Annotated in this window: 13 protein-coding genes and 1 riboswitch; of the genes, 5 read left to right on the top strand and 8 right to left on the bottom strand. The window is 73.2% G+C overall.

Annotation, left to right across the window (positions count from 1 at the left end; all coding sequences use genetic code 11):
* Positions 1–9: 9 nt before the first annotated feature.
* The 7 genes from ASE27_RS12240 to ASE27_RS12210 all read right to left on the bottom strand — a co-directional run bounded on the left by ASE27_RS12240 (position 10) and on the right by ASE27_RS12210 (position 6,438).
* Entirely contained in the window at positions 10–1,116 is a 1,107-nt protein-coding gene (locus ASE27_RS12240; protein ID WP_056650526.1) for an LLM class flavin-dependent oxidoreductase, read from the bottom strand.
* Positions 1,117–1,204: 88 nt separating this feature from the next.
* A riboswitch (SAM riboswitch) is annotated at positions 1,205–1,315 on the bottom strand.
* 164 nt (positions 1,316–1,479) lie between these two features.
* Positions 1,480–2,622 carry a glutamate 5-kinase gene (proB, locus tag ASE27_RS12235; protein WP_068625112.1) on the bottom strand — a complete coding sequence of 381 codons (1,143 nt, stop codon included), beginning with the start codon at positions 2,620–2,622 and terminating at the stop codon, positions 1,480–1,482.
* Positions 2,623–2,981: 359 nt separating this feature from the next.
* Positions 2,982–4,511, bottom strand: a complete 1,530-nt coding sequence (gene obgE / locus ASE27_RS12230) for a GTPase ObgE (RefSeq protein WP_056650519.1) — start codon at positions 4,509–4,511, stop codon at positions 2,982–2,984.
* A 91-nt stretch (positions 4,512–4,602) separates the two neighbouring features.
* Complete coding sequence (rpmA, locus tag ASE27_RS12225; RefSeq protein WP_030151568.1) at positions 4,603–4,860, bottom strand: 50S ribosomal protein L27; 258 nt, start codon at positions 4,858–4,860, stop codon at positions 4,603–4,605.
* 75 nt (positions 4,861–4,935) lie between these two features.
* On the bottom strand, positions 4,936–5,244 hold the full coding sequence (gene rplU / locus ASE27_RS12220) for a 50S ribosomal protein L21 (RefSeq protein ID WP_191789147.1): 309 nt from the start codon (positions 5,242–5,244) through the stop codon (positions 4,936–4,938).
* Between the two features lie 241 nt (positions 5,245–5,485).
* Positions 5,486–5,692, bottom strand: a complete 207-nt coding sequence (locus ASE27_RS12215) for a dodecin family protein (protein WP_056651409.1) — start codon at positions 5,690–5,692, stop codon at positions 5,486–5,488.
* Between the two features lie 173 nt (positions 5,693–5,865).
* The gene (locus tag ASE27_RS12210) at positions 5,866–6,438 is read right to left on the bottom strand and encodes a TetR/AcrR family transcriptional regulator C-terminal domain-containing protein (RefSeq protein WP_056650515.1); all 573 of its coding nucleotides are present in this window, start codon (positions 6,436–6,438) and stop codon (positions 5,866–5,868) included.
* A 109-nt stretch (positions 6,439–6,547) separates the two neighbouring features.
* Between ASE27_RS12210 and ASE27_RS12205 the strand changes: the two genes are divergently transcribed.
* Positions 6,548–7,243: an NAD(P)H-dependent oxidoreductase gene (locus ASE27_RS12205; RefSeq protein WP_056650512.1), complete on the top strand. Its 696-nt coding sequence runs from the start codon at positions 6,548–6,550 to the stop codon at positions 7,241–7,243.
* A gap of 80 nt (positions 7,244–7,323) precedes the next feature.
* On the opposite strand, the gene trxA is transcribed toward ASE27_RS12205, so the two are convergent.
* The gene (trxA, locus tag ASE27_RS12200; protein ID WP_056650509.1) at positions 7,324–7,713 is read right to left on the bottom strand and encodes a thioredoxin; all 390 of its coding nucleotides are present in this window, start codon (positions 7,711–7,713) and stop codon (positions 7,324–7,326) included.
* A gap of 157 nt (positions 7,714–7,870) precedes the next feature.
* Here trxA and ASE27_RS12195 point away from each other — a divergent pair, with 157 nt between their 5' ends.
* The 4 genes from ASE27_RS12195 to ASE27_RS12180 all read left to right on the top strand — a co-directional run bounded on the left by ASE27_RS12195 (position 7,871) and on the right by ASE27_RS12180 (position 12,276).
* Positions 7,871–9,289 carry an MFS transporter gene (locus tag ASE27_RS12195; protein ID WP_235534373.1) on the top strand — a complete coding sequence of 473 codons (1,419 nt, stop codon included), beginning with the start codon at positions 7,871–7,873 and terminating at the stop codon, positions 9,287–9,289.
* On the top strand, positions 9,276–10,910 hold the full coding sequence (locus ASE27_RS12190; RefSeq protein WP_056650507.1) for an aspartate aminotransferase family protein: 1,635 nt from the start codon (positions 9,276–9,278) through the stop codon (positions 10,908–10,910). Before ASE27_RS12195 ends, ASE27_RS12190 begins: the two co-directional genes overlap by 14 nt.
* A 119-nt stretch (positions 10,911–11,029) precedes the next feature.
* Entirely contained in the window at positions 11,030–11,599 is a 570-nt protein-coding gene (locus tag ASE27_RS12185; RefSeq protein WP_056650504.1) for an NUDIX hydrolase family protein, read from the top strand.
* Positions 11,596–12,276 carry a Pr6Pr family membrane protein gene (locus tag ASE27_RS12180; protein WP_235534371.1) on the top strand — a complete coding sequence of 227 codons (681 nt, stop codon included), beginning with the start codon at positions 11,596–11,598 and terminating at the stop codon, positions 12,274–12,276. The genes ASE27_RS12185 and ASE27_RS12180 overlap by 4 nt, the downstream gene beginning before the upstream one ends.
* Positions 12,277–12,297 lie beyond the last annotated feature (21 nt).

The raw sequence follows: 12,297 nt of genomic DNA, 5'->3' as shown, positions 1-12,297 counted from the left end.
CCCCCTCCGTCAGGCGCCGACGGCGACGGCGGCGGCGGTCCGCTCGACGGGCGGCGATCCCGGCACCGTCGAGCCGGCCGTTCCCGCACGGTCCGTGGCCGGCGTCCAGCCGAGGGCCGGGGCGACGAGAGTCGCGACGTCGTGCAGGATCTGCTCGTACTCCTCGTCGCTGAGCTCGTAGGGCAGCTCGAGGCGCAGCTCGCTGACCTCGCCCACGACGGCGTCCGCCACGAGCCGCTCGAGGATCTCCTCGCTGGGCCCCACGAGATCGGGCGCGAAGAGCGTCCGGCGCTCGCCCTGCGGGGCGAGGGTCCGGGCTCGGCGCGACTCCTCGAAGGCTCGGTAGCGTCGGCGCGACGAGGCGTCGGCGCAGTCGGTCGGCACGATGACCCGCCCGAGCGCGACCCGCGTGGTCCGCGCGTCGCCGCGCCCCGCGCGGTAGGCGGCGAGGTTCGCGAGCTGGGCGGTGACGAAGTCGTCCGACTCCTCGCCTGCCACGATGTTGCCGGTCAGGAGGTTGAGCCCGTTGCGCGCGGCCCACTCGGTCGAGCGGCGCGAGCCGGCGCCGTACCAGAGGCGGTCGACGAGCCCCGGGCTGTGCGGCTGCAGCCGGGGCCGCTGGACGTTCCCGGGCGAGTGCACCACGGTGTCCTCGTCGCCGATGAAACCGCCCGACAGGTTGGCCGCGAGCCGCTCGATGCGTGCGTGCGAGAAGTCGTGGGACTCCCAGTCCCCGTCGAAGACCAGGTCACCGATCAGGTCGGCGTGCGGCGGACGGCCCGCGCTCAGGCCCACCTGGAGGCGCCCCTGCGCGAGGACGTCGGCGGTCGAGAGGTCCTCCCCGAGGCGGAACGGGCTCTCGTACCCGATCGGGATGACGCCTGTCCCCAGCTCGATCGTGCTCGTGCGTTGGGACGCCGCAGCGAGGAAGACGGTCGCCGACGAGATCCCGTGCTCGAGGTGCCGCTGGCGGACCCACGCTCCGTCGAACCCCCAGGCCTCGGCGCGCTCGAACAGCCGCAGCGTCGCCTCGAGACCGCTGGCGGGGTCGTCGTCCGGGAAGTTCCCGGGGGTGAGGAAGGCCAGCGAGGAGATCGCCGGGGTGCTCTGGCTCACGATGGTGCGTCCTTCGGTCGGACGACGTGCGGGTCCCGCCCGTCCCCGGGCACGCCACAGGAACCCGTGGACGGGGGTCGTTCGTCACGTCGTGTGCTTACCGCGACCTGTCGGCGCGGTCAGGTCCTGCCCGGAGCACCCCGTCACATCGAAGGGTTGCTGGCCAGCGAGCCGGGTCTTGGCGCTGGCGCTCTTCACCTGCCGCACAGGAAAGCCTCCCGGCGCCGTGCAGTCAAGGAGTGAGAGCGGCGTCCCACTCCATGAGACAACGCAAACGAGAGACGGGGCCCGGAGACCGTTCCAGGTCTCCGGGCCCCGTCGTGGGACCGAGCGCCGCCTCCGCGCTGCAGCCGCGAGCCGCCCTCAGGACGCCTTGCGCCTGCGCCCCACGAGCACCAGGTCGTCGCGGTGCACGACCTCGCGGTCGTAGCCCTCGCCGAGCTTGTCGCGCAGCTCGTGCGTCGAGCGGCCGAGGAGGTCGGGGATGTCGGTCGAGTCGAAGGCCACGAGGCCGCGCGCGATCACGCGCCCGTCGGGCGCGACGAGCTCGACGGGGTCGCCCGCGTCGAAGTCGCCCGTGACCCCGACCACGCCCGCGGGCAGCAGCGAGGCCCGCCCGCCCAGGACCGCGGTCACGGCCCCCTCGTCGAGCTCGAGGCGCCCCCGCGTGCGCGCGGCGTGCGCGAGCCACAGGCGTCGGCGCGTGGTGCGCTTGCCCGTCACGGCGAACCAGGTCCCGACCTCGCGCCCGGCGAGCGCGCCCTCGGCGTTCGCGGCCTTGGTCAGCACGACCGGGATGCCCGAGCCGGTCGCGATGCGCACGGACTCGAGCTTGGTGAGCATGCCGCCCGTCCCGACCGAGCTGCCGCGCCCCGTGACCTCGATGCCCTCGAGGTCGAGCGGCGAGCGGACCTCGCGGATGCGTTGGGTGCCGGGGCGCGAGGGCGGGCCGTCGTAGAGCCCGTCGACGTCGGTCAGCAGCACCATGACGTCGGCGCGGACCAGGTGCGAGACGAGCGCCGCGAGGCGGTCGTTGTCGCCGAAGCGGATCTCGTCGGTCGCGACCGCGTCGTTCTCGTTGACGACGGGCACGACGCCCAGGTCGAGGAGCCGCTCGAGCGAGCGCTGCGCGTTGCGGTAGTGCCCGCGGCGGATGGTGTCCTCGGCCGTGAGGAGGACCTGCCCCACGCGGATGCCGTACTCGGCGAACGCCTGGGCGTACCGGGCGACCAGGAGGCCCTGGCCCACCGAGGCCGCGGCCTGGGCCGTGGCGAGGTCGCGTGGTCGGGCGCTGAGGCCGAGCGGACCGATCCCCGCCGCGATCGCCCCCGAGGTCACGAGCACGACCTGCCCGCCCGCGGCGTGCCGCGCGGCGATGACGTCGACGAGCGCGTGCAGGGCCGGGACGCTGAGGTGCCCGTCCGGTCCGGTGAGCGAGGAGGAGCCGATCTTGACGACGACCCGGTGGGCCGTGGCGACCTGGGAGCGTGCGGAGAGCGCATTCACCGGGACATCATCGCGCGCCAGGCGCCCGGGCGCGGAGTCATGTCACCGTGTGACACCCCGGGGTGAGACGACATGGACCCTGCCGCGCCGTGGTGTCAGAACTGCACCGGCGCATGGCCCGGTGCATTTCTGACAGCTTCTCCGGCGTGAGCCCGCCCGACGACGTCGCCCACCTCCCGCTCCCGTCCCACCCGGGCGGTGGTCGTCGCTCGACCGGTACGCCACAGGGCGGGCACGACCCGAGGGGCCGTACCCGCCCTGCGGGCGGACGTCGTGGGCGACAGCATCGGCGCGGGAGTCGGGCGTCGGGGCACCCGACCGCTCGGCCCGTCGCTGCCCTGCGGCACCGTGTCCGGAGGTCAGTCCTTCTCGGGGTCCGTCCAGTGACCGGACTCGCGCTCGGTCCAGAGCTCTGCGCGGGCCTCGGCCTTGGCGTCCATGCGCTCGTTGTACTCGCGACGCTTGTCGTTGCGCGTGGGGCGCGAGTGGTCGTCGAAGCGCAGGTCGGTGCCACGGGGTCCGCCGAGGTGCTCGGAGCCCGTGATGAGCGTGGGCTCCCAGTCGAAGACCACGGCGTTCTTCTCGGACCCGATCCGCACCTCGTCGCCGGCGACCGCCCCGGCCTTGAAGAGCTTCTCCTCGACACCCAGGCGGGCGAGACGGTCCGCGAGGTAGCCGACGGCCTCCTCGTTCGCGAAGTCGGTCTGACGGACCCAGCGCTCGGGCTTGGCACCGCGGACCTCGAAGTAGAACGTGCCGTCGCCCGCGTTCTTGCGGGTGACCGTGAACCCGGCGTCGTCGACGGCCTTGGGGCGCAAGATCGTGCGCACCGGAGCGGGCGCGGGGGTCTCGCGGCGCGCCGTGTCGACGAGCCCGGCGAGCGCGTAGGTCAGCTGGCGCAGGCCCTCGTGGCTCGCTGCCGAGATCTCGAAGACCTGCAGGCCGCGGGCCTCGAGGTCGGGGCGGACCAGGTCGGCGAGCTCGCGCGCCTCGGGCACGTCGATCTTGTTGAGCACGACGAGGCGCGGGCGCTCGTTGAGCGGGAGCCCGCCCACGACGCCCGAACCGTCGAGGTCGCCCGAGTAGGCGGCCAGCTCGGCCTCGAGGGCCTCGAGGTCGGAGATGGGGTCGCGGCCCGGCTCGAGCGTCGCGCAGTCGAGCACGTGCACGATCACGGCCGTGCGCTCGATGTGGCGCAGGAACTCGAGCCCGAGCCCCTTGCCCTCGCTCGCACCGGGGATGAGGCCCGGGACGTCGGCGACCGTGAAGCGCACGTCGCCGGCCTGGACCACGCCGAGGTTCGGGACGAGGGTCGTGAACGGGTAGTCGGCGATCTTGGGTCGTGCGGCCGAGATCGCGGCGACGAGCGAGGACTTGCCCGCGCTGGGGAAGCCGACGAGCGCGACGTCCGCGATCGACTTGAGCTCGAGGACGAAGTCGACCTCCTCGCCGGGCTCGCCCAGGAGAGCGAAGCCCGGGGCCTTGCGGCGCGGGGAGGCGAGGCCGTGGTTGCCCAGGCCGCCGCGACCGCCCGCAGCGGCGACGTACTCGGCGCCCTCGCCGATGAGGTCGGCCAGCACGTTCCCCTGACGGTCCTTGACCACGGTGCCGTCGGGCACGCGCAGGATCAGGTCCTCACCGTTGGCACCTTCCCGGTAGTCGCCCTTGCCCTGGGTCCCGGACGCGGCGTGCCGGTGCGGCGAGTGGTGGAACTCGAGGAGCGTCGTGGTCTGCGTGTCGACGACGATCCGCACGCTCCCACCGTCCCCACCCTTGCCGCCGTCGGGGCCGGCGAGCGGCTTGAACTTCTCCCGACGGATGGAGGCGCAGCCGTTTCCGCCGTCACCGCCGGAGGCGTGCAGAACGACGCGGTCGACGAACGTGGCCATGGAAAGGGTCCTCTCGAGCGGGGGGAAGAACACCAGGAGGGGCGCACCGCGTCGGTGCGCCCCTCCTGTCAAGCATGTGCAGCGTCGTGGATCAGGCCTCGGCAGAGACGATGTCGACGACCTTGCGACCACGGCGCGTGCCGAACTGGACGGCGCCGGCGGTCAGGGCGAACAGCGTGTCGTCGCCACCGCGACCGACGTTGTTGCCCGGGTGGAAGTGGGTGCCGCGCTGGCGGACGATGATCTCGCCGGCGCTGACGACCTGGCCACCGAAGCGCTTCACGCCGAGGCGCTGGGCGTTGGAGTCACGACCGTTGCGCGAGGAGCTCGCGCCCTTCTTGTGTGCCATGTCGAACCTGCTTTCGTGCTGGAAGAAGAGGGGGTGGGATCACCTGCGGCGGCTCTCACGAGCCACCGAGGGAAGTCACTTGATGCCGGTGACCTTGAGGCGGGTCAGCTGCTGACGGTGACCCTGGCGCTTGCGGTAGCCGGTCTTGTTCTTGTACTTGAGGATCGTGATCTTCGGGCCCTTTTCGTCCCGGACGACCTCAGCAGTGACCTTGACCTTCGCGAGCGCCGCAGCGTCGTGGGTCACCTTCTCCCCGTCCACCAGCAGGATCGCAGGAAGCTCGACGGACTGTCCGGCACCAGCCGACAGACGGTCGACGACGACGATATCGCCGACGGACACCTTCTCCTGGCGGCCACCGGCCTTGACGATCGCGTACACCACGTTGTTGCTCATCTCTTCTAGTCTTGGCGTGCTCGCCATGTCTGGCCGTCTTGGCAGGACTCAACACACCTGTGCGTGCGAGTGCGACCTGTCCATGGGCACACGGGACCAGTGCGCACCGAGCGCACCGACGTTCAAGATTACGGAATCACGGGCGCAGGGTCAAATAACCGCACCCGGGCCCGCCGGTCAAGTCGGCACGCCCGGGCGCGGCGATCGGCCCCCCGTTCGAGGACCGGGTTCAGTCGAGGACGAACGTGACCTCGAGCGCCACCTGCCAGGCCACGATCTTCCCGTCCCTGACCTCGACCTTCTGCTCCTTGACCCACGCGCCCGTGAGGTTGCGCAGGGTCTCGCTCGCCCGCTCGATCCCGGTCTTGACCGCGTCGTCGAAGCTCACGTCGGACCGTGCACTGATCTGGGTGATGCGCGCTACCGAGCCGCTCATGACGTCCTCCGTCATCGTCGGGCGGACGCCTCGTCGCGCCCGCGCTCCCCTCCACGATCCTCCGCGCCCCCGCGGGTCGCCAGCGCAGCGGCCGGATCGCCCGCCGGCGTGCGAGCCCAGCCGCCCGAGGCCGGGCGAGACGGGGCCGCCGACGAGCGCCTCGGCACCGGCCCTCACCCGAGCCGCGTCGCGAGCCCCGCCACGATCACGTCGACCCCGAACACGAACCGCTCCTCGAACGCCGCCGCCTGCGAGCGGTCGAGCTCGCGCAGGTCGACGGCCTGCTCCTCCACGACGAAGCCCAGGACGAAGGCGAGCAGCGTCCCCCAGGCGCGCGCGGCGCCGTCGGGCCCGAACCCCGCCGCCGTGAGGATGCCCATGGGCACCTCGACCGCGCCGCGCAGCGACTCGTCGGTGACGAAGGTCCCGCTGAAGACCCGCGCCCCGTCGCGGTGCGAGAGCAGCATCTCGCGCAGGGCGGTCGCGGACTCGCGCACGCACTCCTGCCAGGGCGCCCCCGCAGCCACCGCCTCGTCCCAGGCCGCGCCCTCGACGAGGTCGCGCAGCATGGTGGCCGCCATCTCGTCGAGCAGGTCGCGCTTGCCCGCGAAGTGCCAGTAGAGCGCGGGCGCCTTGACGTCGAGGTCCTGGGCGAGCCGGCGCAGCGTCAGCCCGTCGAGGCCGACCTCGTCGAGCAGCGCGAGCGCCGCCCGCACCACCCGTTGCCGGTCGAGCCGCTCGGCCACCGCTCCACCTCCTCGCGCGCCCGGCACCTCCGGACCACCACACCTTGACACCTTAACGATGCTCAGCAACTCTAACGCTGTTAGATTGAACGACGTTAAGGAGACTCTGATGCGCGTCCTGCTCGTGATCGACCACCCCTACGAGGGCAGCTACAGCCGGGCGCTCGCCGCAGCCGCGATCCGCGGCGCCACGACGGCCGGGCACGAGGTCGACGTGATCGACCTCGACCTCGACGACTTCGATCCCGTGGTCCGGCGCGCGGACCTGGGCGCATGGCGCGAGGGACGGACCGTGGACCCACGGGCCGCGGAGTACCAGGAGCGGCTGGCCGCGGCCGACCACCTCGTCCTCGTCCACCCGGTCTGGTGGGAGGTCATGCCCGCGCGCCTCAAGGGCTTCTTCGACAAGGTCCTCGTGCCCGGGTTCGCCTACACCGAGAACAGGGTCGGGGCTCTCCAGGGCCTGCTCGGGCTGTCGGGGGTCACGCTCGTGACGACCATGACGACCCCCGGCCCGCTCTACCGCACGTGGTTCGGCGCGCCGGTCCAGAGGGTCGTCGCCCGCGGGGTCTTCGGCCAGCTCGGCGTGCGGCGGGTCCGGTGGGTCAACCACGCGCGCGTCGCCCAGGTCTCGCCGGCGCGGCGCGAGCGCTGGCTCCGGCGCCTCGAGCGCCTCGCCGCGGAGCTCCCCGAGCCGTCGGGAGCCGTCCGCGACCGCGCAGTCCGGCGCCGCCGCGACCTGGACGCGCAGGAGGCCGCGCGGCACGCCCTGCCGAGCCCGACGCCCGTCGGGCCCGCGGCCTGAGCGCCTGACCCCGGGACGACGAAGGACCCCGGCCGGAGCCGGGGTCCTTCGTCGAGCTGCGTGCTGCGTGCGCCAGAGCGTCAGGCGTCCGCCTGACCGTTCGACCCGGCGGCCTGCGCCTGGGCGATCTGGGCGCGGACGTCGTCCATGTCGAGGCCCTTGACCGCCTCGACGACCTGCTCGAGAGCGGGTGCGGGGAGCGCGCCGGGCTGCGAGAAGACGAGCACGCCCTCGCGGAACGCCATGAGCGTCGGGATCGAGGTGATGTTCGCCGCGGCCGCGAGGCCCTGCTCGGCCTCGGTGTCGATCTTGCCGTGCACGACGTCCGGGTGGGTCTCCGAGGAGGCCTCGAACACCGGGGCGAACTGGCGGCACGGGCCGCACCACGACGCCCAGAAGTCCACCAGGACGATGTCGTTGTCCTTGATGGTCTGCTCGAACGTGGCGCCGGTGAGTTCCTGGGTTGCCATGAAGGTCCTTCCTGAGGGGTTCACCAGGTGCAGCAACCTGCCGCGGCCGGGTATTCCCGGCGCGGCGGGTGGGAATCCGCGCGTGCCGTCGGCTCGGTCGACCCCCGTCCGCCCGGCCTGCACGGCCGTGAGCGAGGTCACGTCTAGGCTGTGGCGCGTGGAACGCCTCAGGCCGCGCACGATCGCGGGATACGCCATCGGTTCGGTCGGCACGGGTGGGTTCGGCACGCTGCCCGGCCTCATGCTCCTGTACTACCTGACCGACGCGCTCGCCGTCCCGGCCGCGGTCGCGGGCCTGGTCGTCACGGGCGCCAAGGTCTGGGACGTCGTGATCGACCCGTTCATCGGGTACGGCAGCGACCGCGATCTGGTCCGCACCGGGTCCAGGCGGCGCTTCATGACGATCGGCGCGGTCGCGATCCCGGTGTTCTTCGCGCTGACGTTCGCCGTGCCTGCGGGGGCCTCGACCGTGGCCGCCTCGATCTGGGTGCTGGTCGCGTTCCTGCTCGCGGCCACCGCGTTCTCGATGTTCCAGGTCCCGTACATCGCGCTGCCCGCGGAGATCGCCCCGACGTACGACGAGCGCACGCGCCTCATCAGCTGGCGCGTGGCGACGCTCGCGTTCGCGATCCTGCTCTTCGGGGCCGGGGGCCCGGTGCTGCGCGGCGAGACGAGCTCGCTGTCCGGGTACCTGACGCTCGGCGTGGTCGCGGGCCTGGTCATCGGGGCAGGCATGTTCGTCGCGTCGCGCGTGGCCCCGCGCGGCGCACGCGCAGCAGGCCCGACGGCGCCGCTCCCCCCGGGCGTGCAGGCCGCGGCCCCGGCAGCGGCGGTCTCGGCGCTGGGAGCCTTCCGGATCGCGGTCGCCGAGGCGGTCTCGACCCTGCGCCGGAGCCAGCCGTTCCGCGTGCTGCTGACCGCGTTCTTCCTCCAGGCGCTCGCGACGGGCCTCATGCTCGCGGCCGCGAACTACGTCGCGACGTACGTCCTGGAGTCGGACCTCGCGGTGAGCCTGCTGTTCGCGGCGCTCATCGCCCCCGCGTTGCTCGTCATGCCGCTCTGGAACCGGCTCGCGCGCCGCGTCGGCAAGGAGCGCAGCTTCATCCTCGCGAGCGCGCTGTTCGCGCTCGCGACGCTGTGCATGGTGCCCCTCGCATGGGCCCCGGGGGCCTGGGTCTACCTGCCCACGGCCCTCGCGGGCGTCGGCTACGCGGGCATGCAGGCCCTGCCGCTCGCGATGCTCCCCGACGTGATCGCGCACGACGCGCGCAACACACCCGGTGTCGCCGACCGGGGCGGGGCGTTCAGCGGCGTGTGGACCGCGGGCGAGACGACGGGCATGGCGTTCGGCGCCGGCCTGCTGAGCCTCGTGCAGTGGGTCACGGGCTACCAGTCCTCGAGCGCGGGAGTCACGCCCGAGCAGTCCAGCGCCGCGATCGACGGCATCGCGCTCTCGTTCTCGCTGGTCCCGGCGGTTCTTGTCGCGCTGAGCCTCGTCGCCCTCGTACGCTATCGACTGCGCAGGGGCGACATCGACGTGCCCACCGAGGAGTCCGCCGCGCATGAGCGCCCTTGACGACACCCCCCTGCCCGCCCCGACCGTCCTGAGGACCGAGGGCATCCTCGACCGCCTCGCAGCACTGCGAGCGGCCGACGCCCCCACGCACGGGGGCCGCGTGCTCTCGTACGTCTACGACCCGGACCTGGCCGAGCTCGACGCTCTCGCCGGCGACGCGATCCGCGCGGTCCAGCCGCTCAACGCCCTGGACCCCACGACCTTCTCGTCGGTCGCGGTCATGGAGCGCGAGCTCGTGTCCTTCGCGCGCGACATGCTGCACGGGACGGGCGCGCAGGACGCGAGCGGCGTCGTCGGGACCGTGACGTCCGGCGGGACCGAGAGCTGCCTGCTGGCGGTCAAGACCGCGCGCGACGCGTTCCTCGCCGCCCAGCCGGCACAGGCCGACGGGTCGCCGCGCACCCTCGCGACGCTCGGCTTCGCGCTGCGCGTCGTCGCACCCACGACCGTGCACGCCGCGTTCCACAAGGCCGCGGCCTACCTGGGGCTCGAGCTCGTGCTGGTCCCCGTCGACCCCGCGTCGTGCCGCGCCGACCCGGCCGCCCTGGCCGAGGCCGTGGGCGACGGACGCGACGTCGCGCTCGTCGTGGTCTCGGCGCCCTCCTACCCGCACGGGGTCGTGGACCCTGTCGAGGAGGTCGCGGCGGCCGCGAGCGCCCTGGGCGTGCCGGTCCACGTGGACGCGTGCGTGGGCGGCTGGGTCCTGCCCTTCTGGCCCGACGCCGCAGCCCAGGTCCCGGTCTTCGACTTCCGCGTCCCGGGGGTCACGTCGGTCTCGGCCGACATCCACAAGTACGGGTACGCCCCCAAGGGCACCTCGGTCCTCCTGACACGCGACCGCGACCGCCAGCGCCACCAGCTGTTCGCGACGACGCGCTGGCCCGGCTACCCCGTGGTGAACTCGACCATCATGGGCTCCAAGTCGGCGGGGCCGCTCGCTGCGGCCTGGGCCGTGACGCAGGCGCTCGGCGTGCCCGGCTACCAGGCCGTGACGGCCCGCTGCGCGGAGGCCACGTCCGCCTTGCACGAGGTGCTCGGGTCGATCGAGGGCCTGCGGGTCGTCGGGCTCCCGGTGGGACCGCTCGTGGCGGTCGCGACCGACGAGTCCGTCCCTGCCGGCCGCCGGATCGACCCGCACGTGTGGTCGGACGCGGTGCGCGCGAGCGGGTTCGTGCTCCAGCCCCAGCCGGGCTTCACGCAGCCCGACGGCTCGCGGCTGCCGCACACGACGCACTTCACGGTGACACCGGTGACGGCGGGCGTCGTCGGCGAGCTGGGAGCCGCGCTCCTCGACGCCGCGGAAGCCGTGCGCGGTGTGCCGCGGCCCGACCCCCAGCAGGTCCTGGCCGGGCTGCTCGCGACCCTCGCCCCGGGCGTCGAGCCCACCGACGCGGTCGCCGCGCTCGGGTCGCTCGACTCGGCCACGGCCTGGGAGCTCGTGCAGCGCACGGTGCTGGGGGGCGCCGACACACGCGGAGGCGACACGCCCGAGCCTGGCACGGGGCCCATGGCCCCGCTCCTGGCGCTCGTCGAGGCGCTGCCGCCCGCGGTGAGCGAGCGCCTGCTCGTCGAGCTCATCGCCCGGCTTGCCGAGCCCGTTCCCGGGTCGGTCGAGGACTGAGGCCCCCGGGTGGAGGGCGTCGCGGTGCTCGCTCGACGAGACGCCGCGGCGCCCCTCCCGTCGGGGTCCCGTCGCCCGCGGTCCAGCGCACGGACGGGCGCGGGTGGTAGAACAGTCGGGTGACGGACACCGCGGACTTCCCGCCCGACGACTTCTCCCGTGAGCTCCCCCAGCCGGCCGGGTGGCTGAGCGCCGAGGACCTCGCGGCCGCACGGTCGCACCTTCCCCTCGTCTACGTCGACGCCATCCCGGTCCGGGTCGACGACTCGGGCGACGTCGTCGCGGTGGGCCTGCTCCTGCGCGTGACGCCCGAGGGCCAGATGACACGGGCCCTGGTGTCGGGGCGCGTGATGTACCACGAGCGGATCCGCGACGCGCTGCTGCGGCACATCGAGAAGGACCTGGGCCCGGTGGCCCTCCCCCACGTCCCGGCCTCCCCGCAGCCGTTCACGGTCGCCGAGTACCTCCCGACACCCGGCATCACGGGCTACCACGACCCTCGTCAGCACGCGGTCTCGCTCGCGTACGTCGTCCCGGTCTCGGGAGACTGCCAGCCCCAGCAGCAGGCGCTCGAGCTGGCGTGGCTCACGCCCGAGCAGGCGTGCAGCGACCAGGTGCAGCTCGAGATGCACGGCGGGCAGGGCACGCTCCTGCGCCAGGCGATGGCGTACGTCGGCCGGCTCACGTGAGCACGGCGCGCGTCGCCTCGCCGTCGAGCACCGGATGGCGAGGCCTGACGGCTGCCCGCTGGTGGCACGGCGTCGTCGCAGCCATGGCGCTCGTCGGCGTCGTCTGGGAGCTCTTCGGCACGCTCGGGCGCGGGCCGCTCCTGGGCGACACCACCGTGGACCTCGTCGTCCACTTCTTCAGCTACTTCACCATCCTGTCGAACATCCTCGTCGGGGTCACGTGCGCGCTGCTCCTCGTGGACCCGCTGCGCGACGGGCGGGTGTTCCGCGTCGCGCGGCTCGACGCGCTGCTGTGCATCGCCGTGACGGGGATCGTCTACAACACCGTGCTCGCGGGGCTCAACGAGCTGAGCGTCGCCGGCTTCTTCACGAACCTCCTCATGCACCAGGCGGGACCGTTGCTCGCGGTCGTGGGTTGGCTCGTCGTGGGCCCGCGCCCGCGCATCGACGCCGCGACCGTGTGGTGGTCCGTCGTGGCTCCGCTCGCGTGGATCGTCTACATCTTCGTCCAGGGAGCGTTCTCCCGCTGGTACCCCTACCCGTTCATGGACGTGACCCAGATCGGGTACCCGCAGGCGCTGGTCAACACGGGCATCGTGGCCGTGGTGTTCCTAGGGCTCGCGGCCCTCCTGGGCTGGATCGACCGGCGCATGGAGCCGGCCCCCGCGCGGGGCTGACGGCCGCGTCCCGTCGGGCTC

It is taken from the genome of Oerskovia sp. Root918, assembly GCF_001428945.1.
Classification (GTDB): Bacteria; Actinomycetota; Actinomycetes; order Actinomycetales; family Cellulomonadaceae; genus Oerskovia; species Oerskovia enterophila.
Note: the sequence above shows the minus strand (reverse complement) of the source record. Positions and strands in the feature narration are given on the sequence as shown.

Coding starts and splice junctions, on each gene's coding strand:
- obgE (WP_056650519.1), bottom strand. CDS start 4,511: ATGGCCACGTTCGTCGACCGCGTCGTTCTGCACGCCTCCGGCGGTGAC.
- rpmA (WP_030151568.1), bottom strand. CDS start 4,860: ATGGCACACAAGAAGGGCGCGAGCTCCTCGCGCAACGGTCGTGACTCC.
- ASE27_RS12215 (WP_056651409.1), bottom strand. CDS start 5,692: ATGAGCGGCTCGGTAGCGCGCATCACCCAGATCAGTGCACGGTCCGAC.
- ASE27_RS12205 (WP_056650512.1), top strand. CDS start 6,548: ATGCGCGTCCTGCTCGTGATCGACCACCCCTACGAGGGCAGCTACAGC.
- trxA (WP_056650509.1), bottom strand. CDS start 7,713: ATGGCAACCCAGGAACTCACCGGCGCCACGTTCGAGCAGACCATCAAG.
- ASE27_RS12190 (WP_056650507.1), top strand. CDS start 9,276: ATGAGCGCCCTTGACGACACCCCCCTGCCCGCCCCGACCGTCCTGAGG.